The sequence below is a fragment of the Cellvibrio sp. QJXJ genome (genome assembly GCF_024452345.1).
Classification (GTDB): domain Bacteria; phylum Pseudomonadota; class Gammaproteobacteria; order Pseudomonadales; family Cellvibrionaceae; genus Cellvibrio.
In genome coordinates, this window is sequence record NZ_CP101662.1 from 83,792 (window position 1) to 108,616 (window position 24,825).

A 24,825-nucleotide genomic window follows, 5' to 3' on the forward strand; every position below is an offset into this window, starting at 1 on the left:
ATGCTGAATAAAACCGGGCGGCTAGCCGCGAAGAATCTCTCTGTACGTATTAATAGTATCGATGCGATGCGCGGCTTGGTGATGCTAATTATGTTGTTGGATCATGTGCGTGAGCGCGTATTTTATCATCATCAAATTAGTGACCCCATGGATGTAGAAACAACGTCGCCGGTACTTTTTTTTAGCCGCTTGTTGGCGCATTTATGTGCACCAACCTTTGTGTTTTTAACAGGTTTATCGGCATGGCTTTATCAACACAAAAACGATGGCGGCCAGCGGCCAGTGCGCGAGTTTTTAATCACGCGTGGCCTGATTTTAATTGCGCTGGAATTTACGCTGGTCACATTTTCATGGATGGGTAGCTATCACACTATTTGGTTGCAGGTTATCTGGGCCATAGGCGTGAGTATGGTAGTGCTGGGGTTAATCGCCCATTGGCACAAATACGTGTTACTCGCATTAGGATTGTTAATAGTCTGTGGCCACAATGCTCTCGGGCCGATACAATTTTCTCCCGGCGAATGGGGTTATTCCCTCTGGACTATATTGCATGACCGTAACTTTTTAATCGCTGAAGGTCCAGTGCGACTCAAAGCCAGTTACCCGGTATTGCCCTGGATTGGTGTAATTATTCTTGGCTATTTGGCGGGGCCACTCTACGCCCATATTTTTTCCAGCAGCCAACGTGCTACGAAGTTAATCGGCTTGGGTAGTGTGTGTCTGGCGGCATTTATGTTACTGCGCGTCACCAATTGTTATGGAGAAACCTTGCCTTGGCAGGTGATGCAAAACCCGCTGCAAACGGTAATGTCATTTTTAAACCTCACCAAATATCCACCCTCGCTGGATTTTTTATTATTGACCTTGGGTGTGATGTTTTTTCTGCTGCGCTGTTTAGAAGCAGGGCGAATGAAAAAAATCAGTAATCTTCTCGCTCACTATGGCGCAGCGCCCATGTTCTTTTACCTGTTACACCTATACGTGTTATTGGTTATTTATGAGGTGTGCGTATTGCTGTGCGGAAAAAATCACGGCGGTTATTTTGGCGTAGCGCATATGGGGTGGGTGTGGCTAATTGCAGTGGTGCTCGCGGTGCTTTTATATTGGCCAACTAAACAATTTGCGTTGCTTAAGCGTAAAAGCAGTTGGCGCTGGGTTAAGTATTTTTAGTGTTTCAATCGCTAGTCACATTGACTGCATTGTAAGCATCAATTATATGCTGCACATCTACATTCGGTCGCAGTTGCATACGTTGATAATGGGCGATGGTTTTCTGCAAATACTGATGGACAATAGTGATTTGTTCGGTGTCAGCGCAATGCCACAGCTGATCGCCGACAGGGTTCACGGGACAACATAGTGCTTTTCTGTGTGGATTTCTGGTGACTAATAAAATCTCGTAAAACCGCTGGTTCTCTTCTATTAATACTTCGCGTTGTAAATCAAAACCATGGTTTATCAATTGCTGCCTAAGCGTGAAGTTATGGTGTACTGGGCAGAGTAAAAAATCTATTGCAAGTGTCGGGTGACGCTTGCAGATTGCCTCGATGAAGTCAGTCATTAAATCACCGCCCACTCCCGCAATAATTACTAACTGCTTACCAACGACGTGATCTAATGGCAGCAATGCCACATCCAAGCAGTGAATATGCCACCGGGAATTTGTACTTTTATTCGCGGTTAAGGCATCGGCGGGAAAAAACCGTTGCAATTTATTTTTCAGCTCGTGCATTAACTCAGGCACTATATCGACGAAATGGATATGTGCTGCTGCCTGACGTGATAGCAGTGCGGCGCCCAACAAACCATGGTCGCAGCAGCAGTCCCATATGTGGGTGTAGCCTGCGCCCACCAAGGACTCAATTTGTGTTAATCGCTTGCCTAATCGCACTTATTGGTTTCCCGGTATGAGTTGCCATCTATGGCTTACTAATATTTTCATATGTTATTTTATTGTACTGCACGGTTATTGCACTATAACAATTATGCTTAGTTAACGACTGGAGGGAGCTTATGCAAGATATACAGATAAATGAACTTATACATGTTCTTAAAACTCGATTTGAGAAAAATACTCGTCGCCATGTGGGGATTGATTGGGCGGCGGTGGCGGCGAAATTAGTGGTAAACGTGGAAAAATTATCTGTGCTTTTTGAAATGGAGCGCACGGGTGGTGAGCCAGATGTTATTGGCTGTGATAATGCGACGGGCGAATTTATTTTTTGCGATTGCTCAATAGAAAGCCCCACTGGGCGGCGCAGTATTTGTTATGACCGTAAAGCACTTGAATCGCGCAAACAGCACAAGCCTGATGGCAGCGCGGTTGAAATGGCGGAGTCTATGGGTATTGAGTTGCTCTCGGAACAGCAATATCGCGAGTTACAAATGCTTGGAGAATTTGATAAGAAATCTTCGAGCTGGGTGAAAACCCCTGAGTTTATCCGCGAGCTTGGTGGCGCACTTTTTTGTGATCGCCGTTACAACCAGGTATTTGTCTACCATAACGGCGCTGAGTCCTATTATGCTGTCAGAGGTTTTCGTGGTTTGCTGAGGGTGTAATTGAGGGCACGGTTTTCAGGAGTTTTTTATGGTCTATTTAAGAAAGCCTGCACTTGGTGATTTACATGAAATTAGGCTCGCTTATGCGCGTAGTTTATCTATCCATCACCCTTGGGTGTCTGCGCCGAGCGATTTTAACTCCTACCTGCAGCAGGAAGGTCGTTATTTTTTGTGTAAACGTGGTACTAATGAAATTATTGGTACCTTTAATATCTCCGGTATTATTCGTGGCAACTTTCAGTCGGCCTATTTGGGATATGAAGTATTTCATCCACATCATGGTAAAGGCCATATGCGCAGCGGCTTGGCTTTATTGTTGAAAGAGGCATTTGAGGTGTTGAATTTACATCGCCTGGAAGCCAATGTTCAACCGGAAAATGCTGCATCAATTGCGTTAGTTGCGAAAGCGGGGTTTGTAAAAGAGGGGTTTTCTCGCAATTATTTGCGAATTGGTGGGGTTGAGTGGAAGGATCACGAGCGTTGGGCGATAATAAATGAGGCGTGGCAACCGCGAGATTAATAATCTCCTTTATTTATATTATTCTCACGCTAAAGTTTTTTCGCATATTTCTCGGCTTCTTCCATTAATATGTTCGCCTTTTTCAAGCGAAACCCTTCTTTTTCCGCTGTTGCTTTTTGAACGCGATCCAGTCTGAAACAGCGCGAAGCATCTTTATCAGTATCCCATGCCAGTATGTACCAGACGGGCCAATTCAAAAATAGATAATGCGGTTCTATGCGGCGCTTGCTGTGGTTTTTCTTTTCATCGCAATATTCTATATAGAGCGATTTTTGTTCGAAGAATGCGGTGCTTATTTGTTGTGTGGTGGCGTTACTGGTAATGGTTTGGTAACTGCTAGTAACAAAATCAGACGCTAGTTCGCCAATCAATAAACGCTCCCTGACTTTTTTAATGCGCGCTTGCTGTTCTGTAGGGAAACTGGCAAAGAGCTTATTTTTGACGCTGTTTAAGTGGGTGAGAAAAATAGGTGAGTTCAGTTTTTCCATGATAGATATTGAAAGTAGAAGGTCTATCACTTCCTGGTAATTTAATTGTAAACGCCCAATTCCCCAGTGTTTATACAGGCGCACACCGCCACCGCGACCCGCATCCGTTTCAATGGGAAAACCGCGCTGTTTGAGTAAACTCAAATCCCGTAACAGGGTGCGCCGACTCACTGTAAGTGAAATGGCGAGGTCATCCACCTTGTGGCTGTCTGCTGAGCGGAGTAAACCCAGTAATTGATCGTGGCGGTCTATTTGCGAGTAGCGATTATTTTTGCCCATGCTGAACCTCCATTATTTGGTGCCATATTCTGGCACCTTTATTAATAGGATGGGAGTTTCAGTAATCACTCTATAAGGAGGAGGTGACAAATGTACTTCACCGTGCAGAAGTTTGCGATTTGGATATTATTGCTTTGCATACAAATTACGGTCTGTTGGGCGCAGGCAATTGGCGTATCTGATCGGCAACAGAAAGCATTCAATCAGGTGAGTGCGTCAAGGTTGGACGATACAGCGAAAGGTGAGGTTGATGCGCGGTGTAAATACTTTTTTTGTGGTGGGTAAGCTGTGCAGCCAATGGGCTTGGGTTTCGCCCTTCATAACCAATAGGCTGCCGTGCTCGAGTATAACTGCCACAGGGTGTTTGGTTTTTTTATGTTTGAAAGAAAATTTTCGTTCAGCGCCCAAGCTGAATGAACCTATAGCCCCATTTTTCTTCAGGGCGATTTCAGCATCGCTGTGCCATGTCATACCTTCTTCGCCAGTGTGATACAAGTTGAGCAGACAGGAGTTGTATGACTCTTTACTTTCGGTTTCGGCCAGTTGTTTGAGTTCCAGTAGTTCATTGATCCAGGGCAGGGCGGTTTTAGTTGTGCCGGAATAGGTATAGCTGAAGGGGGTATCGCCATACCATGCCACTTTGCGCCTGGTGATAATTTCTTTGCCTATGATCATCGCCTTATCATTCTCCCAAGCTATTTTTTCCATGAGCGCGTGAAAATAATAATTAGCTTGTTCCTGTGTCAGGATTTTTCCGTAGTAAAACACCTCGCCGTTGTAGGGCAATAAATTGTGTGGTTCACTATTCAGGTGTTCAAAAAGATCCATACTGCTGCTCTTCGCTTAACTATTTTTCTGTGCGGCTTCCCAGCCAATAATGGCTGATTTTCGCGTCTCTCCCCACATATATCCACCCAAACGCCCTGTATTTTGAATCACGCGATGGCAGGGGATTAAAAATGCGATTGGGTTACTTCCAATCGCTGTACCCACCGCTCTGGTGGCGCTGGGTTTATCGATGTTTTTTGCAATAGTGCCATAAGTTACCAATGCTCCCATCGGAACCTTGAGCAAACTTTCCCATACTTTTAGTTGAAATGGGGTGCCGGATAAGTGGAGTTTAATTTTATCCGGTTGGTGCCAATCTTTCTGAAAAAAGCTAAGTGCATCTTGTTGGAGTTTATCCGTTGTGTTCTTAAACGACGCTTTAGGAAAGCGTGCAATTAAATTATCGATAGCTTGTTGTTTATCCGTTACAAAAAACAAATGACAGATACCTTTGTGGGTAGAGGCTACTATCAGTTGCCCGAACGGACTTTCTGCAAAATGGTAATTAATTTGTAGCCCTGTGCCACCATTTTTAAATTCACCCGGTGTCATTCCCTCAAGGCTAATGAATAGATCGTGTAGTCTACTTGTGCCCGATAGCCCGGTTGCATGTGCTGTATCAAGCAGAGTGGCATCAGCGTTTCTGAGCAGGGATTTGGCGTATTCCAAGGTCAAATATTGCATGAATTTTTTGGGGCTTACACCAGCCCATTCGGTAAACAGCTTTTGAAAATGGAATGGACTTAGTTCCACTGCAGTCGCAATTTCATCCAGCGATGGCTGATCCTGTAAATGATCTTTAATAAAATTAATGGCCGCTGCAATACGGGCATAATCAATATCGTGTTGGTGCATCACAATTAAGCTCGCCAAGGGGATTTGCCGGATGGTTGCTCTTAGTATGAATAAGCATGTTGGTTAGTGCGACCCGAATCTTGCGGCGACCAATCTAATTTTTCAAAACAATAATTCACTGCATAAAAAAGCCCCGCCAATTTGCACTGGCGGGGCCTTCTTATTTGCGTTTGCTTAAACCTTAGTTTTTAGCAGCGGCAGCTTTCTTTTCTTTCTCTTTGGCAATTACTGCTTCAGCCACGTTCGCAGGGCATGCGGAGTAGTGAGAGAATTCCATAGAGAACTGACCGCGACCTGAGGTCATGGTGCGCAGGGTACTGATGTAACCAAACATTTCTGACAGGGGAACGTCAGCCTTGATACGCACGCCAGTCACGTTGGCTTCTTGGCCAGAGATCATACCACGACGACGGTTCAGATCGCCGATAACATCACCTACGTGATCTTCTGGAGCGTAAACGTCAACTTTCATGATTGGCTCAAGCAGTTGTGGACCTGCTTTTGGCATAGATTGACGGAAAGCGCCTTTTGCAGCGATTTCAAACGCAATTGCCGAGGAGTCAACGGCGTGGAACGCACCGTCGAACAGGTCAACTTCAACGTCCAATACCGGGAAGCCAGCTAATGGACCGGTGTCCATCATTGACTTGAAGCCTTTTTCGATCGCTGGGTAGAATTCTTTTGGAACGCTACCGCCAACACATGAGGTTTTGAATACAAAGCCGGTGTTTGGCTCGCCCGGCTTGATGCGGTAGTCGATCTTACCGTACTGACCAGAACCACCTGATTGCTTCTTGTGGGTGTAGCTGTCTTCGATCTCACGGGTAATGGTTTCGCGGTAGGCAACCTGTGGTTGGCCAACGATCAGCTCAACACCGTAAGTACGTTTCAGAACGTCCACTTTAATATCCAGGTGCAATTCACCCATACCTTTCAGGATGGTTTCGCCTGAATCCTGATCCGTTTCAACGCGGAAGGTAGGATCTTCTGCAACCATCTTACCGATCGCAATACCCATTTTCTCTACGCCGGCTTTGTCTTTCGGAGTAACAGAAATCGAGATTACTGGCTCAGGGAAGATCATGGGTTCAAGGGTACAGGGGTGCTTTGGATCACAGAGGGTGTGACCGGTTTGTACGTTCTTCAAGCCTACCAGCGCAATAATGTCACCGGCTTGCGCGGTGGTCAGATCGGTACGCTCGTTCGCTTGCATTTCAACCATCCGGCCAACACGTTCACTTTTGCCAGTGAAAGAGTTAAGGATGGTGTCGCCTTTGTTCAGTACGCCTGAGTAGATACGCACGAAAGTCAGGGCGCCGAAACGGTCGTCCATGATTTTGAACGCCAGCGCGCGGAACGGCTCATTCGCATCCACGAGGGCGAATTGACCGTTTGGATTACCTTCTTCGTCAGTCAAAGGTTGCGGGTTAACTTCTTGTGGTGCTGGAAGGTAATCAACTACCGCATCCAGTACCAGCTGCATGCCTTTGTTTTTAAAGGCTGAACCACAGAAAGTGGGGAAGAAGGCCAGTTCACGAGTACCCTTACGGATGCAACGTTTGATGTCTTCCACTGAAGGTTGTTCACCTTCCATGTAGGCCATCAACAGGTCGTCGTCCATTTCTACCGCATTTTCAACCATTTGGTCGCGGTACATTTCTACGTCGTCAACCATATCGGCTGGTACGTCGGTAATGGTGTAGTTTTCTGGTTGGCCAGATTCATCCCACACATAAGCCTTGCGAGTCAACAAATCTACAACACCAACGAAGGTATCTTCGCGGCCGATTGGCAACGTCATGATCAAAGGCTTGGCGCCCAGAACTTTTTTCACTTGATCGGTAACGCGCAGGAAGTCAGCGCCGATACGGTCAAGTTTGTTAACAAAAATCAGACGCGATACTTTGGCGTCGTTGGCATAGCGCCAGTTGGTTTCAGACTGAGGCTCTACGCCGCCTGAACCACAGAATACGCCGATACCACCGTCGAGTACTTTCAAAGAACGATACACTTCCACGGTGAAGTCAACGTGTCCGGGGGTATCGATAACGTTGAAGCGGTGACCTTTCCAGAAACAGCTTACCGCTGCTGACTGGATGGTAATACCGCGCTCGGCTTCCTGTTCCATAAAGTCAGTAGTGGATTCACCTTCGTGAACTTCACCAATTTTGTGGATACGGCCAGTGAGCTTGAGGATACGCTCGGTGGTAGTGGTTTTACCGGCGTCCACGTGAGCGAAGATACCGATGTTTCTGTAAAGGGATAAGTCAGCCATAGGACTCTCTTAATGTTATGCAAGGTTAGAAAATGCAGGGTTGGAAAATAGCGGCGTAATATACAGGAAGTTATCCAAAAATGCCCAAAGAAAAAGGAGCTTAACCAGCTCCTTTTACAATTTTGAGTCAAAAATAATGGTGCGTGCGCTGTTATTACTCCATATAGCTGTCGATACTCGGGCATGAGCAAACCAAATTCCGATCCCCATACACGTTGTCGATACGGTTTACCGTTGGCCATACCTTGTGGTTTTTCAACCAGCTGGCAGGGCGGCCGGCAACTTCACGTGAGTAGGCGCGGGTCCAGTTTTCTTCCAGTACATCGTCCTGGGTATGGGGTGCATTGTGCAGGGCACTGGCTTCAGCGGCAATTTCACCGTTGATGACCTGATCGATTTCATTGCGGATAATCAGCATCGCTTCGATGAATTTATCCAATTCGATTTTGGATTCGGATTCGGTTGGTTCGATCATCAATGTGCCCGCAACCGGGAACGACATGGTTGGCGCGTGGAAACCGAAGTCCATCAAACGTTTGGCGATGTCTTCTTCGCTGATGCCGCTGGCTTCTTTTAAGGGACGCAAATCCAATAAGCATTCGTGCGCAACAAAACCGTTGGTGCCTTTGTACAAAATCGGATAAGCGGCTTCCAATTTTTTCGCTACGTAGTTTGCATTCAGCATCGCAAATTCAGTCGCCTGGCGCATACCCACAGCGCCCATCATTTTGATGTACATCCAGCTGATTGGCAGGATACTGGCGGAACCCCAAGGTGCAGCAGAAATAGTGCCGTTGTTTACATCGGTGCCCGGAACTGCTTGCACGGGATGCGCCGCGAGGAAGGGCTCCAAATGTTTGCCAACGCCGATGGGCCCCATGCCCGGGCCGCCGCCGCCATGTGGAATACAGAAAGTTTTGTGCAAATTCAAATGCGACACATCGCCACCGAATTTACCGGGTGCGGCAACGCCGACGAGTGCGTTCATGTTGGCGCCGTCGATATAGACCTGGCCGCCTACTGCATGAACCATATCGCACAATTGCGTAATGCCTTCTTCAAATACACCGTGCGTGGATGGGTAAGTCACCATGATGCAGGCGATTTGATTATTGTAAGTGGCGATTTTCTCTGCGAGGTCAGCAAGATCGACGTTGCCTTTGTTATCACAGGCAACTACGACTACTTTGTAACTCACCATTTGTGCTGATGCGGGATTGGTGCCGTGGGCAGACGCGGGAATCAAACAAATATCGCGCTGGGTTTCACCTTTGCTTTCAAAATATTTTTTGATCGCAACAAGGCCGGCGTACTCGCCTTGTGAGCCAGCGTTAGGTTGCAAGCTGATGGCATCGTAGCCGGTGCAGGCTTTGAGCATCTCTTGTAACTCTTCGAATAATTCTTTGTAGCCTTCGGCTTGGTCAATCGGCGCAAAGGGATGCAACTTGCCAAATTCCGGCCAGGTGACGGGAATCATCTCGGCAGTTGCATTTAATTTCATGGTGCAAGAGCCGAGTGGAATCATCGCGTTATTGAGCGCGATGTCTCTTGATTCCAGGCGCTTTAAATAGCGCAGCATTTCGGTTTCGCTGTGATAGGTATTGAATATCGGATGGGACAATACCGCATCGCTACGCAACAAATCGGCCGGGATCGCGTTGTTGGCGGTGATATTTTTTCCGGCAAGCACTTGCTCATCAAATGACGTCAGTTCAATTCCGGTTACGCCAAATACAGCAAGCAATGCTTCCAGATCAGCAGCAGACGTTGTTTCATTCAGGCTGATGCCCAATGAATCGCTGCCCACCAAACGCAAATTAATTTCGGCGTTTAATGCGGCTTGATAAATCGCTTTTTGATTGTCGCCAACATTGACGGTAATAGTGTCGAAGAACTGGTTGTTGGTAATGCCGAAACCTTTGGCTTTTAATGCAGCTGCAGCAATCGCGGTCAAGCGGTGAATGCGGTTGGCGATACGTTTCAGGCCGTCGGGGCCGTGGTAAATCGCGTAGAACACGCTCATCACCGCGAGCAATACCTGCGAGGTACAAATATTGGAGTTGGCTTTTTCGCGACGGATATGTTGCTCGCGGGTTTGCATCGCCATACGCAGTGCTTGTTTGCCGCGCGCGTCAATTGACACACCAATAATGCGGCCGGGAGCGGAGCGTTTGTAAGCATCGCGGAAAGCGAAGAAGCCGGCGTGCGGGCCGCCAAAACCCATAGGCACACCGAAGCGTTGGCTGGTGCCGACCACCACATCGGCGCCCATAGCGCCGGGAGATTTGAGCAGCATCAACGCCATTAAGTCCGATGCAACTGTTACCAGTGCATTGTTGTTATGGGCGGTTTCAATTAGCGCGGTTAAATCGCGTACCTGACCGCTAGAGCCTGGGTAAGAGAGCAGGGCGCCGAAGTAGTCGCCATTGATAAGTTCATCGGCCTTGGCGACAAAAACTTCAAAACCGAAATGTTCGGCGCGGGTTTTCACCACAGCGATGGTTTGCGGGTGAGTATCTGCATCCACAAAAAACACGTCGGATTTACTTTTCTTGTTTTGACGCTTACACATCGCCATGGCTTCAGCGGCGGCGGTACCTTCATCCAATACCGAAGCGTTGGCCATTTCCATCCCGGTCAGGTCGATGATCATTTGCTGGTAGTTGAGCAATGCCTCCAAGCGGCCTTGGGCGATTTCGGGTTGGTAGGGCGTGTAAGCCGTGTACCAACCCGGGTTTTCCAATACGTTGCGCAGAACCACCAGTGGCACGTGGGTGTCGTGGTAGCCCATGCCGATGTAGTTTTTGAAGATCTTGTTCTTACTGGCGATGGCTTTGAGTTGGGCCAGTGCATTGGCTTCGCTGACCGCATCGCCCAGATTGAGTTCGTTTTTCAGGCGGATATTGTCCGGCACCGTTTTGTCGATCAGCTCCTTGACTGAGCTGACGCCCAGGGTTGCCAGCATAGCGGCAGTTTGTTGGGCATCCGGGCCGATATGACGCTTTACAAACTCGTCGTGATTGGCCAAAGCGGATAGCGGAGCTGAACGAAAATCAACTGACATAGAAACTCTCTGTGTAAGGAAATCAATAATAAAGGCGGGAGAGGGTTGCGGCCGAGGGGGGCTGCTTACCAGGAGTTGCCTGTAAAAAAAGGGCCCCTGCTTAAAAAGGCCGCAATGGTATCAATTTGGGGCTTGGCGGGCAATCTAACCTGCCGCGCTTTGCACCAGAAGCCAGCACTTATACGTAAAAAAGCCGACCTTGGAGCAGTCGGCTGGAGGGGGAATGGGTAGTCGAGCAGATGCGTTTTGCGGGTGATAGAAAAACCTAATCAATAATTCGCGAGTGGGGCTGAATCCAACTGGTAAATTCTGATCCAGTCGTATTGAGTCACCATCGGGTAGGTGTTGTGTTTTTTATTGCCGCCGAATACATCCTGAATTTCATCGTTGGGAATCCAGAAGTTCATCATGAGTGATGTCAGGTTATCGGGAATTGGTGTTGGCTTTTTCTGACCGGGCGCACATTCGGGTTTGCAGTCCAGCTGGCTTTGATCGAGTGTTTTGACCAGTTTGCCGTCTACATACCATTTGATAAAAGTGGGTGCCCACTCAATGGCAAATACCCGCCAGTCATCAATCGGGCCTACTTCAATTTTATCTTCCCATGCACCCCATTCGCGGGTAGCAACCCAATTGGGGGTATCCAAACCATAAATCAAATTGGCTTGGAGCTTGTCAGGGCGGCCGCCTTCCAGCTCCACATCAATCTCCTCCCACTCGCGCGGTGAACCGCTATTGGTATAGGTGAACAAAGAAGAGATATAACCGCTGGCAGCGCTACGAGCAGGGGCTTTCATGCGTGTTTCAAAACGCCCGTATTTGATGGTTTTAGTGGGGGCGGTACGCAATTCGCCGCAGGAATACTTATAGGGTCGCTTTTCCTGTTGATGATCCTCTGACCAGCTGGCGGGTACTTTTTCCTGGTTGACGATTAAATTCAGTAAGCCCTTTTCTACTTGCACACCTTGTGGCGTAAAACGGCACGCCGACTCATGACCCACCGCTCCGTCGCCTACTCGCCATAGCATCTTATCCAGACGATCAAAACGCTCATCGACTTTCAGGGTGTAACCTGGATATTCGCCGGTGTAACCGGGGTAGGCGATTAACGCATTCTCACTCTGTGCGTGATAGCTCGCTAGTAATACCAAACCAGCTGGCAGTATTGGGAGGTGTTTGGTGGTTAGGGTTTTTATCATAAATTCCTCTGGTCTCTTTATTGTCCCGACAGCAGTAACTACCCACCTATAGTTGCACAGCATAAGGTGAAATGTGTGCCAGTTTGAGGCGGCTTTTAAACATGGGATAGGTGCAGAAAAATGGAACGCCAGCTGACAAGTCGGCGCGGCGCTTTAGCTGCTAAGCTCCATAGAGAGTACACAAAAGTGAAAACAATAAAGGAGTCGGTATGAATAACGCTAAAGCGCATCAACTCATTTTTTTGGGGGCGGCTCAGGAAGTTACCGGCTCCTGTCATTTGTTGGAAACGGCTGGCAAACGCTACCTGCTTGATTGTGGAATTCTGCAGGGAGAGGGCAGCGAAGAGCAGGCATTCAGCTTTGATCCGGCAGCTATTGATGCAGTGATTTTGTCCCATGTGCATTTGGATCATAGTGGCCGCTTGCCGCGGTTAGTGCGCGGTGGCTTTCGCGGCAGTATTCACTGCACCGAGGGCACCGCACGCTTATTGCCCATCTTGCTAAAAGATGCCCTGAGTTTATATCTGCGCGATCTGGATTACGAAAACCTGCGCCGTGAACGTGCCGGCAAGGAATTGCTGCGGCCGGAATATGATGATTTGGATGTGGAGCGTGCCCTCGCTCTCTGTGAACCCTCCACCTATGGTGTGCTTCAGGCAATCGGGGCTGACGTGAATCTGGTGTTTCACGATGCAGGACATATCCTTGGTTCCGCGATTGTTGAGTTGCATTTGGGGGCGGGAGAAAGCACTAAAACACTGGTTTTTTCCGGCGACTTGGGTAATCCCGACACCTCCTTAATGCCTGAGCCCACGCAACTGCGTCATGCCGACGTAGTGTTGATGGAGGGCACTTATGGCGACCGCAACCATCGCTCATTTGATGACACTATCGCTGAATTTGAGGAGGTGCTGGCGGCAGCTTCGGCAGATAACGGCAATATTTTGATTCCTGCATTTGCTATCGGCCGCACCCAGGAACTGCTATTCCAGTTAGGGGTGATGTATCGCCAAGGGAAGTTGCAGGGTTGGCGGGTTTATCTGGATAGCCCCATGGGCGGCGCGGTGACTGAGGTCTATGAGCAGATGCGCCATGACTGGCACGCCAAAGATCGCGCCGTGATGAGTGAGTATCGCAGCCGCACATTGAGTGAGTTTCTGCCTTGTCTGACTATTACTGCCAGTGTGGAGGAGTCCATGGCGCTCAATCATGTCAAAGCGGGGGCGATCATTATTGCGGGCAGCGGAATGTGTACCGGCGGGCGTATTCGCCATCACTTCAAACATCGCCTCTGGCAGAAAAATACTCATCTAGTGTTTGTGGGCTTCCAAGCCCAAGGCACATTGGGGCGCATTCTGGTAAATGGGGTGAAGAAGATAAAACTCTTTGGCCAGGAGATTATGGTGCGCGCCAAAGTTCACACCTTGGGCGGTTTTTCCGCCCATGCCGGGCAGCAGCAATTGCTGGATTGGGCCGCCGGTTTTGTGGATAGCCCGCGCTTTTATTTAGTACACGGCGAGCCGGATGCTCTGCAAGCTTTGGCCAAAGCCTTGTGGAGTCAGCATCAAATTGAAGCGGTAGTTGCTACTCGTGGTGCGGGGGTGCATTTTTGAGATCGGTGTTAGGCAATTCTGGTGTTGCTTGCGTGCGTCAACCTAATAAGAGGCTGCCTGTATCCGACACGGCCTGTTATGATTCCGGCCTGCCTAGCCATTCATAATAACTGTGTCCCGCTGCGTCTATGTATCACGAATTTTTTGGGCTAAAAGAGCCAGCTTTTTCTATCGCCGTTAACCCGCGCTATCTCTTTATGAGCGATCAGCATCGGGAAGCGTTGGCGCACCTGTTATACGGCATCCAAAACGGTGGTTTTGTAATGCTCACCGGCGAGGTGGGCACGGGTAAAACTACAATTATTCGCTGTCTGCTGGAGCAGCTGCCGGAAAATACCGATATCGCGATTATCCTTAACCCCACGGCCAATGCGCCTGAGCTGCTCTGCACAATTTGTGATGAGCTGGGGGTGAGTTACATCAGCGACGAGTTAACGGTTAAAAACCTGACTGACGCGCTCAATGAGTTCCTGCTGGATAATCATCGCAAAGGTCGTAAAACCGTATTGCTGATAGATGAGGCGCAGCTGTTAAAAGTGCCGGTGCTAGAGCAGATTCGCCTGCTTACCAACCTTGAAACTACCACTGAAAAGCTGCTGCAAATTATGCTGGTGGGGCAGCCTGAGCTGAAAAAACTATTAGCGCGCCCTGCATTGCGGCAATTATCCCAGCGTATTACCGCCCGCTTTCATCTGGAAGCACTTACGCCGGCTGAAACCAAAGCATACATCCATCACCGCCTGAAAGTTGCTGGGTTACCCGATCATCAGCGCCCGTTTAGCGATGCCATCATTAAAAAAATTCACGAGTTTAGCGGTGGCATTCCACGCTTAATCAACGTGCTCTGCGAGCGTTTATTGCTTGGCGCCTATGCGCAAAATCAGCACAACATCGATAAACAGATTTTTGCTTCTGCCGCCAAAGAAGTCGCGGGTACGGCTACCCACCAGGAGGAGAAAGTTGCTGCTGCCCGCACCTCCTGGCATGCCTTATTGGTTGCAGTTGTTGCAGCGGTGATGGTGGCAGTATGGTTTTTGTTGCCGGATGAGCTCTCAACCGGCTCTGCACCTTTGGCCAATGCGGAAGCGATAAATGAGCCAACGCAATCCTCTTCATTATTCGCAAGTTCAAGTAGTGCAGCGTCAGCCGGTGTCGTGAACGAACAATCACCACTGATTGCGATGGCGACAAGGGATTTAGTAGCGGCGCAATTGGTGCTGTTTGATCATCTTTCCCTTGCGGTAGGCGATAGCACCAACCCGTGCCTTGCGTCGGTTGCGGTGAACTACAGTTGCGAAAAAGTACGCCTCGCTTCCTGGGATGAATTAAAGGATATCAATCGCCCAGGTTTGATGACCTTGGCGACCAGCGATAAAAAGTGGGTTTATCTGTTGTTGGCCGGGTTGAGTGAAAACTATGTGCTTATTATCGAAAATGGGGTGGAGCGGATTATCCCTTGGCGCGATATAGCGCCACTGTGGACGGGCGACTTTTATTATGTCTGGTCGCGCCCGCAAGGGTTCGAAAAAAGTTTGCAGCTGGGCGATAAAAACGATTTGGTCACTTGGGTGGCAGAACAGTTTGCCCAGCTTGATCAGCAACCTGCACCCCTGACGCGCCAGTTTTACACTGAAAAACTTAAAAAACGGGTAGAGCTTTTTCAGCGCACGCAAAACATTCTGCCGGATGGTGTTATAGGCGCTCAAACCTTGCGTCGCCTCAATGAAGTGCTGGGGGTGGATAAACCACTGGTCCAGTTGGATGAACAAAAAATACCTGCGCTTTTAAATGTGCAGGGCTCAGAAGCACAAGGGCTGTAGTTCTATGTCGTTAATTTTGGATGCCCTCAATCGCGCCGATACCGAGCGTAAAAATCAAACACCGGTACCGGATTTGAATACCCAGCATCGGCCATTGGCGCTGGAACCGGAGCAGTCTTCCCGTGCATGGTATTGGTGGGTTGCGGCTGCGCTAATTATTGTACTAGTGGCGGTCATTATCTGGCGCTGGCAAACAACCAATACCTCGCCGACAGCAACTGCTATTTCGCCCGTTCAGCCCGCGCCCGCCAAGGTGCAACCTCCGGTTAGTCAACCTGTAACACCGGCGGTAGTGGCTCCAGTCCAACCGCAGCAACCGTTGCCCTCTCAATCTGCCGCCAGCTTGGCGAGTGCTGTTGCTGTCCGGCCGGATAGCAGTGGAGTTGCTGCGACTGATATAAAAGATCTCTATGCGGAAGATGCTGCGCCAGAACCCACAATGGAGGCTGATGTAAGTCAACTCTATGCCCCTGAAGAAGCGACGGGTTCGGAATCGGTAGTAGATCCTTTTGCTAGTCCTTCAGTGGCCCAAGCTGCGTTGCCACCTGCAGAGGTTGTGCGTGAGCCTGCGCGCACCTTTGACTCTATGACTCATGTCCAGGACTTTAACGAGCTGCCCTGGAATACCAAACAGAAGATGCCGACCATCAGCTACCAGCGTCATGATTATCTGGCCGGTGGCATTAGCAGCGTGGTTATCAACGGGCAGACCTTGGGGGTGGGCAATATAGTCGCTACCGGTCAATTTGTGGTGCAGGATATTTTGGTCGATGGTGTAGTACTAAAACATGGTGACCGGGTATTCAAATTGCGGGCATTAAATGGTTGGATCAATATGTAGATTAGCGAGTGGGTGGGGTTAACCCTCGCGAGCACAACAGTAAAAAGGAGCCAGCAGGCTCCTTTTTACTATCTTTTAATACCTTTCCAGGCAGCTATTCAGAATCAAGTGGTTGAGCCCATTTTGGACTGCAGATAATTCTGCAGACCGACAGTATCAATCAATGACAGCTGGGTCTCCAGCCAATCAACATGCTCTTCTTCGGATTCGAGGATACTTTTTAACAGGTCGCGGCTTACAAAATCACGCACACCTTCGCAGATGATGATGCCGTCGCGCAGGTCAGGAATCGCTTTCAATTCGAGTTTTAAGTCAGACTTGAGCATTTCCGGCGTATCTTCGCCAATGTGCAATTTACCCAGGTCTTGCAAGTTGGGAAGACCTTCTAAAAACAGAATACGCTCGACCAATGCATCCGCGTGTTTCATTTCATCAATAGATTCGTGATATTCGTGATCGGCCAGCTCTTTTAAGCCCCAGTCTTTGTACATGCGTGCGTGCAAGAAGTATTGATTAATCGCAACCAGCTCGTTGCCCAGAACCTTGTTCAATACTGCGATGACTTGTGGATCGCCTTTCATGGAGTTCTCCTTAATGCGTCAAATAACAAAAGGAGAGTCTGGTCGCCGAACGGCTCAGTGTCAAGCGAAGGATTTTATCTAAGTATTTGATGGGGAAGGAAAAAGCACTAAAAATCGAAATGATTTAGATTCTTTTTAGTGCTTGATTCGGCGCAGCAGGAGTTAGGCTAGGGCGTAGAATTGCGGTAAGCCGTTGATCATAGGGGTATCGTTGAGCGCTTCATTCAGAATTTCGCGCGTCATTACTGAACATTTACCGCATTGGCTAGCAACACCCAATGCTTTGCGCAGCTGCCCCAAGGAATTGGCGCCATCATCAATAGCGGCTTTGATTTGTCTATCAGTTATGCCTTTGCATACACAAACGTACATAGCACAGTTCCACAGATTGTTCAGGAAATGATCTCAAAGTCGCAGAGGCGGCTTCAATATGATTACGAATGAAACTCTAAGTCTAATGAGAAGTTGTGTCAACAAGTTGTGAGATAAATTCTTATTTGGAATGCATTGCTATTATTTCTTATAACTTGTTTACATATTTTGGTGCCAGTTGTTGGCCAATAGTCTTAGTTTTGGAATTGTCATATAGAAAATCAATGGGACATAGGGCTAGGCCTGTGTATGATAGCCACGCACTATCGACGAAGAATAGGCAATCAATAACTGACCATCCAATCGTCACATTCAGTGAATAGATTTGGTATCCGATTGCTGTTGTCCTTATTTTTGAACCTCAACCCTCAGTCTTAACTATCAGGAGATTAAACATGGGCGTATTAGTTGGTAAAAAAGCACCTGACTTCACCGCATCAGCCGTATTGGCAAATGGTGAAATCGTAGACGGTTACAACTTTGCTGAAGCCACCAAAGGCAAAAAAGCTGTTGTATTTTTCTATCCATTGGACTTCACCTTTGTATGTCCATCAGAGCTGTTGGCATTTGATCACCGCGTAGAAGAGTTCAAAAAGCGCAATGTAGAAGTGATTGGTGTTTCTATCGATTCACAATTCACCCACAACGCATGGCGTAATACTCCAGTAAACGAAGGTGGTATTGGTCCAGTTCGTTACACTCTGGTTGCTGACATTACGCACTCAATTGCTAAAGCATTCGATGTAGAGTCTGCTGATGGTGTAGCTTTCCGTGGCACTTTCATCATCGACGAAGCAGGTGTAGTGCGCTCTCAAATCGTTAACGACTTGCCAATTGGCCGTAACATTGACGATACCATTCGCACTGTTGATGCATTGATTTTCCATGAGCAACACGGCGAAGTATGCCCTGCGGGCTGGAAAGAAGGTGACGCAGGTATGGACGCATCGCCAGCAGGTGTTGCTAAATATCTGGCTGAGCACGGCGACAAGCTCTAAGTTTTACTTTTCACAGTAAGTCTTGTAAAAAGCCCGGCCTGGTGTCGGGCTTTTTATTGCCTGAAAGTTCTGCTTGTGTGTTTTTGTAAGTATTCTGAGGCTGTTAAATCATGGCGACTGCTAAAAAGATAGATATTCATCCCAGCTGGTTACTTCATTTGGCGCCAGAGTTTGAGCAGCCCTACATGCAGCAGTTAAAAGCCTTTCTGCTGGCGGAAAAGCAACTGGGTAAAGTTATTTATCCGGAGTCCAGGAATATTTTCAATGCATTCAACAGTACGCCGTTAGATCAGGTCAAAGTTGTAATCCTTGGGCAAGATCCTTATCACGGCCCCAATCAAGCTCATGGCTTATGCTTCTCGGTGCAACAGGGTGTTCAAGTGCCGCCGTCGTTGCAAAATATGTTTAAGGAGTTGCAGCGCGATATAGGTTTTAAGCATCCTGGACATGGATGTTTACAAGCATGGGCTAATCAAGGTGTGCTCATGCTCAATGCCACATTGACTGTCCAACAGGCTGCCGCCGGTTCGCATCAAGGGCGGGGCTGGGAACAATTTACTGACAAGGCGATTCAGCTGGTAAATCAGCAATGTGCTGGTGTTGTTTTCCTCTTATGGGGAAGTTACGCCCAGAAAAAAGCTGCCTTTATTGGCCCACAAAAGCATTTAGTACTCAAGGCACCACACCCATCTCCCTTATCTGCACACCGCGGTTTCATCGGCTGCGGACATTTTTCCCAAGCAAATCACTACTTACACTCCCAAGGAAAATCTCCTATTGATTGGCAGTTGTAGTAGCTGAAAACTCCTTATTTGTGTCTTTTTGACAATAAGGTGTTCTGCATGTCTCGTTAAATAATATGTGTAAAGTTAATTTTTAATCGATTGACAGCGCTGTCACATGGGGGTAATTTTGACTCCAGTTAACAAAAAAATAAATCAGTGGCACCTGACTTTTCATTCTGAGTGTTTGGCAAGAAAAAGATATCGACTCTAACGTTTATGTTTAATTATCTCGGCTAAAGTCATGCAATCGTTTTAATAACGACAGCGATAGGCGAGAGCGAATTCGCTTGCAGGGTTTGGAGCGAAAATGCTTGAGGCGTTGCCTTTCTTTGGGCCGTGCTTCAGGCATAGCAGTACCGGAAATATAATCCCGACGATAATAAAGGAGAGGGCTCCATGTACAAAACAATAAGCTTTAAGAAGAAACTTTTAACCACAGCAGTTGCTTCAGTGGCGGCTGGGGTAAGCGGAATGGCGTTGGCGCAACAGGACAGTCAACTCGAAGAGGTGATGGTTACTGGTATTCGTGCATCGGTAATGCAGTCGATGGATACCAAGCGCAATGCAGTGGGTGTTGTGGATGCAATTTCTGCAGAAGATATCGGTAAAATGCCCGATACAAACCTCGCAGAGTCTTTGCAGCGTATCACTGGTTTATCCATCAATCGCTCTGATGGTGAGGGCTCGCAAGTAACTGCTCGTGGTATTGGTGCTGAGTTGAACATGGTGACCTTAAATGGTCGCGTAATGCCTGCAGTTGCTAATAACAATACTGGCGACTCATCAACTCGTGCCTATGATTTTGCCAATCTTGCATCAGAATCAGTATTCGGTGTTGAAGTTTACAAAACCGGCCGCGCGGATATAGCTACAGGTGGGCTTGGCGCCACCATCAATATCAAAACACTTCGCCCGCTGGAAGCAGGTAGTCGCGCTAGTATTGGCGTGAAAGCAACGCAAGATGAAACTGTGCGCTCGGGTGTAGGTGATGAAATTACACCAGAAATTTCAGGGTTGTATTCCTGGGTTAACGATGACGATACCTTTGGTGTTGCTATTACCGGTTCTTATCAGCGCCGGGACAATTCAAACGCGAACAACTTTGTAAACAACTGGGCAAACATTAATACTTGGGATTCAACTAATCCAGATCTTACCAAGCGCTCAGTGGAACGCTTCAAAGATGGTGTAGTAATCAATAATGCTCCAAATCACGGCGATTTGTACGCCTTGCCAACCGACTTGCGTTATGAAGTCCAAGACAATGAGCGCGAGCGCACCAATGCTCAAGCAGTATTTCAATTCAAACCAACTGAGCGTTTGACTGCGACTCTGGATTACACATACTCCGGTTTGGATCGTACTTCAGATCGCTCACAACAATCAGTTTGGTTTAATGTCGATGCAATTTCAGAATTAACCTTCGACAATGGCGCTGTTCGCACTCCGGTTATTTACCGTGAGTCCTATCTTACTAACGGCGTTAGTCGCTTGAAAGATGTGTCCTTCGCTGGTGCTCATGTTGAGTCTTACACCGATAATAATTCAGTCGGTCTCAATCTTGCATTTGAAGTGAATGATCAATTCTCATTGGCACTTGATCATCACAGCTCTAGCGCAAAAAATGCTAGTGATGGTGTTGATGTTGGCATGAATGCCAACGTTGTTACTGGTGAATACGTTGATTGGTCCAAAAGCATGCCTTTGATGAGTGTGACTTTTGATGATTGTATTTTACGTAATCGCGCCCCGCGAGATCCATACCGTAGTGGTAACTGTAATGGCGTACTTGATGGTGGTGATGTTAGCGGCGCTATGACCAATAACCCACGCTCGCGCAACCGCACTGAAATTGAACAGACGCAATTGTCTGGTGAATTTCAATTTAATGGTTCCGGCTTCTTTGAAAATGCAGCACTTAGATTTGGTATTGAGCAGCGTAAGGACACAAATGAAAGTCTTGCGTCAGGTGATAACCGTCAAGGTGTTGGTAACTGGGATGGTATAGATCCAGCTGCATATCCTGACCAGTATTTTGAGTTGCGCGATTTTGGTAAAGACTTCCCCGATTACGGTTCAACCACCAATGACCCGTTATTTTTCATCGGTGTTGATGCTAATTTGCCAAAAATTATAGAAACTGCCGAAGCAATTAATGCAAGTGGAGCCTATCCAGCGGATTTCTATGATTTCGTAAATGGCAAAATCCAATGGAACAATATTTACACCACTAATCGTACTATTGAAGAAGAATCCAAATCAGCTTACGTTCAATTTAACTCTAATTTTGAACTTGGCGGCATGGAATCAAATGTACTTGTTGGTGTTCGCTACGAAGAAACCGACGTAAGTTCTCGCTCATTGGTAAATGAGCCTGAAATACTTTGGTGGGAAGGTGACAATGACTGGTCCGTACGTTATGAAAGTGAAAAAACATTACAAACCGGTTCAGGCTCTTATGACTATTTGTTGCCAAATATTGACTTCGATATTAGCCCAACTGATTCGTTGAAATTGCGTCTCTCTTTAAGCGAAACGATTGGTCGTCCAAGTTATGTCGATTTGCGTCCAGATGTTGGTTTGAACGATTTGTATAACCGTACTGCGAACGCTGGTGTGCCAAACTTGAAGCCAATGGAGTCCTTTAATACCGATGTTTCTGCTGAATGGTATTACACCGAGGATAGTTATGTATCCTTGGGTTATTTCCGCAAGGACGTTGATAACTTCATTGGTACGCAAATTGTTGAAGAGTCTGCTTACGGATTGCGTGACGTGCGTTTAGGTCAATTGGCTGTAGGTAGCGGAATACCACAAGCTAACGAATTAGCATTGCACACTTATGTGTTGGAAAATTCTGATTCGGCCTTTATTTCTGACAATGGACGTTGGGTTCGCGCTGATGGAGATGATCCGCTACTGATGTGGAAAGTCAACAAACCTGTTAATGACAAGGCTACAGTGATTGATGGTCTTGAATTCGCAGTACAACACTGGTTTGGTGATTCAGGTTTTGGGGTACAAGCAAACTACACTATGGTTGATGCGGATGTGGAGTTTGATAACCTGACTACCGAAGGTCAGTTTGCTATGACAGGCTTGTCAGATACTGCTAACTTCGTTGGTTTCTTCGATCGCGATGCATGGCAAGTACGCGTTGCTTACAACTGGCGTGACAGCTTCCTTGAAAGTCGGACTGCAGGCGGCGGCAATCAACCTGAATATGTTGAGGACTATGCACAAATCGATGTCTCTATTGGTTACGAAATCAATGATAACTTGAGCGTCACAGCTGAAGGTATCAACGTAACTGGTGAAAACTATCGAACTCATGGTCGCTCAAAGGCTCAGTTGTTATCCCTGGAAGATTTAGGGGCTCGTTACCAGGTTGGCTTGCGTTATACTTTTTAAGTTATAGCGTTATTGGCAACCAATAAACAAAGCCGCTGGAGACAGCGGCTTTGTTTTTTTGTAAGTTTTGAGAAGGAAAAATAAATGGCGAAATATGAAGTGCTTAATAATATTGCCCACAAAAACCTGCGTGTTATTACACAGCGTGGATCAGAGTTTGGCGATGCAGTTGCCGGCTGCGCGGTATATCCGAGTGAATTTAACGAAGTCCAAAAATACTACCCCATTCTATTTCAGCAAATGGAGAGTGATCGCTGGCTGACAATTGCATTATTTGGTTTTGATGCGAATGAAAATCTGTTTTTGACTGGAGATTCGTGGCGTGTTCCCTATGTTCCCGCGGTGATCGAGCGAGAGCCTTTTGTAATCGGGATGCAAGAGCACACCAATGGTAATGTTGAGGCTGTTGTTAATATTGATTTGGATAGCCCGCGTGTTTCTTTTGAGCAGCAAGGAGAGTTACTTTTTTTACCTCATGGGGGAAATTCACCTTTTTTGGAAAGGATGACCAACGTTTTATCCGTTCTACACGAAGGTGTAGCTGAGGCGGAGTGGATGATGGCAGAATTTGAAAGGTTGGATTTAATTGAGAAAGTCACGATTGAAATCGATTTTTCAAATGGGAAAAAGTATAAAAATAGCAGTTATGCAACCATTAATAAGGCACGTTTATTATCACTGCCTGATGCAGAGGTTGCCAATTTGCATCGCACTGGCTTATTGCGATATGCCTATTTAATCATCGGATCATTTACTAATATCCAATCGTTGGTAGATCTTAAAAATACTCAACTTTCACGCGACTAAGATGATTTTCCAAGTCTATAAAGATAGGGGGGCTGAGCATGCGGTCGGTTAAAAATCTTGTAATTGTTGGTGGTGGAACGGCGGGGTGGTTGGCTGCGGCGGCGATTGGAAAGATATATCAGGGAAAGGTAAATGTAACGTTGGTCGAATCCGAAGAGATTGGTGTGGTCGGCGTTGGCGAAGCAACAATACCCACTATGCTGGCGTTTCATAAATTAATCGGTATTAATGAAGCGGACATGATGCGAGCCACCCATGCAACATTTAAGTTGGGAATAAATTTTAAGAATTGGGGGGAAATTGGTGAGGATTACATTCATGCATTTGGTCAAGTTGGTCGTATTTTTTGGGCTGGAGAATTTCAGCATTTTTGGGCGCGTGCAAAAGCATTAGGGTTGGATATTCCTTTTGGTGCCTATTGTCTTGAGCATGAAGCCGCACGGGCAGAGCGATTTGGGATTAGCGAAAGCCCTGCACTGAACTATGCCTTTCATTTTGATGCTGGACTTTACGCAAAATTTTTACGTCAGTTTAGCGAAGGGTTGGGAGTGATTCGTCACGAGGGAAAAATCGAGCATGTCGAACTAAACCCTGATACTGGTTTTATTGAGTGTTTACATCTTCATAGCGGCATGAAGATTGAGGCAGATTTTTTTATTGATTGTAGTGGTTTTCGCGGTTTGCTGATTGAGCAAGCATTACAAACCGGTTATGAGAATTGGCAGCATTGGTTACCTTGCGATTCCGCACTGGCAGTACAAACAGCCAAGGTGAAACCTGCCACTCCTTACACGACTTCCACTGCGCGTGAATTTGGTTGGCAGTGGCGAATCCCGCTACAAAATCGCACGGGTAATGGCCTCGTTTATTCCAGTCAATTTACGGATCAAACCTGGGCGGAAAAAACATTAACCAATAATGTCGAAGGTACGATGTTAAATAACCCGCGCCTAATACAATTTACCACTGGGCGGCGTAAGTTCGGTTGGAATAAAAACTGTATAGCATTGGGGCTGGCATCGGGTTTTCTTGAGCCTTTGGAGTCGACCAGTATTCACATGGTAACTTCTGGCTTGATTCGCTTTTTGCGCTTATTTCCTCTGCGCGGTGTTCAGCCAGTGTTGGTAGATGAATATAACCGCCAATCTAAGGAGGAGGCTGAAAGTATTCGCGACTTTATTATCCTTCATTATCACGCAACGCGTCGTAGCGATACGGAGTTCTGGAATTACGTACGAACCATGCAAATACCAGATACCTTGCGTCATCGTATGGATATGTTCACCCAAAGCGGCATGGTATTTCTGGGGGGAGATGAATTATTCAGAACCAATGGTTGGACACAGGTCTTGATTGGTCAGGGTTTTGCGCCTGCCAATTACCAGCCTATTGTAGATAATATGTCAAATACTGAGTTTAGCCAGTATATGACTGGATTTCGTGATCACATATCAAGGAATCTCGCGTTGTTGCCAAGCCATGAGCAATTTATTGCCCAGTACTGCGCTATGGAAAAGTGATTTGATGTCA

20 protein-coding genes are annotated in these 24,825 nt (G+C 47.2%); 11 read left to right on the plus strand and 9 right to left on the minus strand.

Features of this window, described 5'->3' with window-relative positions:
* Entirely contained in the window at positions 1–1,170 is a 1,170-nt protein-coding gene (locus NNX04_RS00300) for a DUF1624 domain-containing protein (protein WP_261947110.1), read from the plus strand.
* A gap of 4 nt (positions 1,171–1,174) precedes the next feature.
* On the opposite strand, the gene NNX04_RS00305 is transcribed toward NNX04_RS00300, so the two are convergent.
* Positions 1,175–1,891, minus strand: coding sequence for a tRNA (adenine(22)-N(1))-methyltransferase (locus tag NNX04_RS00305; protein WP_151058442.1), 717 nt, complete (start codon positions 1,889–1,891; stop codon positions 1,175–1,177).
* 122 nt (positions 1,892–2,013) lie between these two features.
* On the opposite strand from NNX04_RS00305, the gene NNX04_RS00310 reads away from it, so the two are divergent.
* Together NNX04_RS00310 and NNX04_RS00315 are read left to right on the plus strand one after the other, a co-directional pair.
* Positions 2,014–2,559, plus strand: coding sequence for a DUF4256 domain-containing protein (locus NNX04_RS00310; RefSeq protein WP_261947111.1), 546 nt, complete (start codon positions 2,014–2,016; stop codon positions 2,557–2,559).
* Positions 2,560–2,587: 28 nt separating this feature from the next.
* The gene (locus NNX04_RS00315; protein WP_261947112.1) at positions 2,588–3,079 is read left to right on the plus strand and encodes a GNAT family N-acetyltransferase; all 492 of its coding nucleotides are present in this window, start codon (positions 2,588–2,590) and stop codon (positions 3,077–3,079) included.
* Between the two features lie 29 nt (positions 3,080–3,108).
* Here the strand turns inward: NNX04_RS00315 and NNX04_RS00320 are convergent, their stop codons facing one another.
* The 6 genes from NNX04_RS00320 to NNX04_RS00345 all read right to left on the minus strand — a co-directional run bounded on the left by NNX04_RS00320 (position 3,109) and on the right by NNX04_RS00345 (position 12,067).
* Entirely contained in the window at positions 3,109–3,846 is a 738-nt protein-coding gene (locus tag NNX04_RS00320; RefSeq protein ID WP_261947113.1) for a helix-turn-helix transcriptional regulator, read from the minus strand.
* A 216-nt stretch (positions 3,847–4,062) separates the two neighbouring features.
* Entirely contained in the window at positions 4,063–4,674 is a 612-nt protein-coding gene (locus NNX04_RS00325; RefSeq protein ID WP_151058434.1) for an alpha-ketoglutarate-dependent dioxygenase AlkB family protein, read from the minus strand.
* Positions 4,675–4,689: 15 nt separating this feature from the next.
* Positions 4,690–5,529, minus strand: a complete 840-nt coding sequence (locus NNX04_RS00330) for a methylated-DNA--[protein]-cysteine S-methyltransferase (RefSeq protein ID WP_261948382.1) — start codon at positions 5,527–5,529, stop codon at positions 4,690–4,692.
* Between the two features lie 181 nt (positions 5,530–5,710).
* Positions 5,711–7,804 (minus strand): elongation factor G, encoded by a 2,094-nt coding sequence (gene fusA / locus NNX04_RS00335; protein WP_261947114.1) that lies wholly within the window; start codon positions 7,802–7,804, stop codon positions 5,711–5,713.
* Positions 7,805–7,958: 154 nt separating this feature from the next.
* Positions 7,959–10,868, minus strand: coding sequence for an aminomethyl-transferring glycine dehydrogenase (gcvP, locus tag NNX04_RS00340; RefSeq protein ID WP_261947115.1), 2,910 nt, complete (start codon positions 10,866–10,868; stop codon positions 7,959–7,961).
* Positions 10,869–11,137: 269 nt separating this feature from the next.
* Positions 11,138–12,067, minus strand: coding sequence for a glycoside hydrolase family 16 protein (locus NNX04_RS00345; protein ID WP_261947116.1), 930 nt, complete (start codon positions 12,065–12,067; stop codon positions 11,138–11,140).
* A gap of 209 nt (positions 12,068–12,276) precedes the next feature.
* On the opposite strand from NNX04_RS00345, the gene NNX04_RS00350 reads away from it, so the two are divergent.
* From NNX04_RS00350 to NNX04_RS00360, 3 genes are all read left to right on the plus strand, one after another.
* The gene (locus NNX04_RS00350) at positions 12,277–13,680 is read left to right on the plus strand and encodes an MBL fold metallo-hydrolase RNA specificity domain-containing protein (RefSeq protein WP_261947117.1); all 1,404 of its coding nucleotides are present in this window, start codon (positions 12,277–12,279) and stop codon (positions 13,678–13,680) included.
* A gap of 128 nt (positions 13,681–13,808) precedes the next feature.
* Positions 13,809–15,500, plus strand: a complete 1,692-nt coding sequence (locus NNX04_RS00355; protein WP_261947118.1) for an ExeA family protein — start codon at positions 13,809–13,811, stop codon at positions 15,498–15,500.
* Positions 15,501–15,504: 4 nt separating this feature from the next.
* Entirely contained in the window at positions 15,505–16,341 is an 837-nt protein-coding gene (locus tag NNX04_RS00360; protein WP_261947119.1) for a general secretion pathway protein GspB, read from the plus strand.
* A 104-nt stretch (positions 16,342–16,445) separates the two neighbouring features.
* On the opposite strand, the gene bfr is transcribed toward NNX04_RS00360, so the two are convergent.
* Together bfr and NNX04_RS00370 are read right to left on the minus strand one after the other, a co-directional pair.
* Positions 16,446–16,922: a bacterioferritin gene (gene bfr, locus NNX04_RS00365; RefSeq protein ID WP_151058424.1), complete on the minus strand. Its 477-nt coding sequence runs from the start codon at positions 16,920–16,922 to the stop codon at positions 16,446–16,448.
* Positions 16,923–17,084: 162 nt separating this feature from the next.
* Positions 17,085–17,294, minus strand: coding sequence for a bacterioferritin-associated ferredoxin (locus NNX04_RS00370; protein ID WP_007643663.1), 210 nt, complete (start codon positions 17,292–17,294; stop codon positions 17,085–17,087).
* A gap of 395 nt (positions 17,295–17,689) precedes the next feature.
* On the opposite strand from NNX04_RS00370, the gene NNX04_RS00375 reads away from it, so the two are divergent.
* The 5 genes from NNX04_RS00375 to NNX04_RS00395 all read left to right on the plus strand — a co-directional run bounded on the left by NNX04_RS00375 (position 17,690) and on the right by NNX04_RS00395 (position 24,815).
* The gene (locus NNX04_RS00375; RefSeq protein ID WP_007643661.1) at positions 17,690–18,292 is read left to right on the plus strand and encodes a peroxiredoxin; all 603 of its coding nucleotides are present in this window, start codon (positions 17,690–17,692) and stop codon (positions 18,290–18,292) included.
* Positions 18,293–18,402: 110 nt separating this feature from the next.
* Positions 18,403–19,086: a uracil-DNA glycosylase gene (gene ung, locus NNX04_RS00380; protein ID WP_261947120.1), complete on the plus strand. Its 684-nt coding sequence runs from the start codon at positions 18,403–18,405 to the stop codon at positions 19,084–19,086.
* 387 nt (positions 19,087–19,473) lie between these two features.
* Entirely contained in the window at positions 19,474–22,488 is a 3,015-nt protein-coding gene (locus tag NNX04_RS00385) for a TonB-dependent receptor (protein WP_261947121.1), read from the plus strand.
* 84 nt (positions 22,489–22,572) lie between these two features.
* The gene (locus NNX04_RS00390) at positions 22,573–23,295 is read left to right on the plus strand and encodes a SapC family protein (RefSeq protein WP_007643655.1); all 723 of its coding nucleotides are present in this window, start codon (positions 22,573–22,575) and stop codon (positions 23,293–23,295) included.
* Between the two features lie 89 nt (positions 23,296–23,384).
* On the plus strand, positions 23,385–24,815 hold the full coding sequence (locus NNX04_RS00395) for a tryptophan halogenase family protein (RefSeq protein WP_410004071.1): 1,431 nt from the start codon (positions 23,385–23,387) through the stop codon (positions 24,813–24,815).
* The last annotated feature ends 10 nt before the right edge of the window (positions 24,816–24,825 follow it).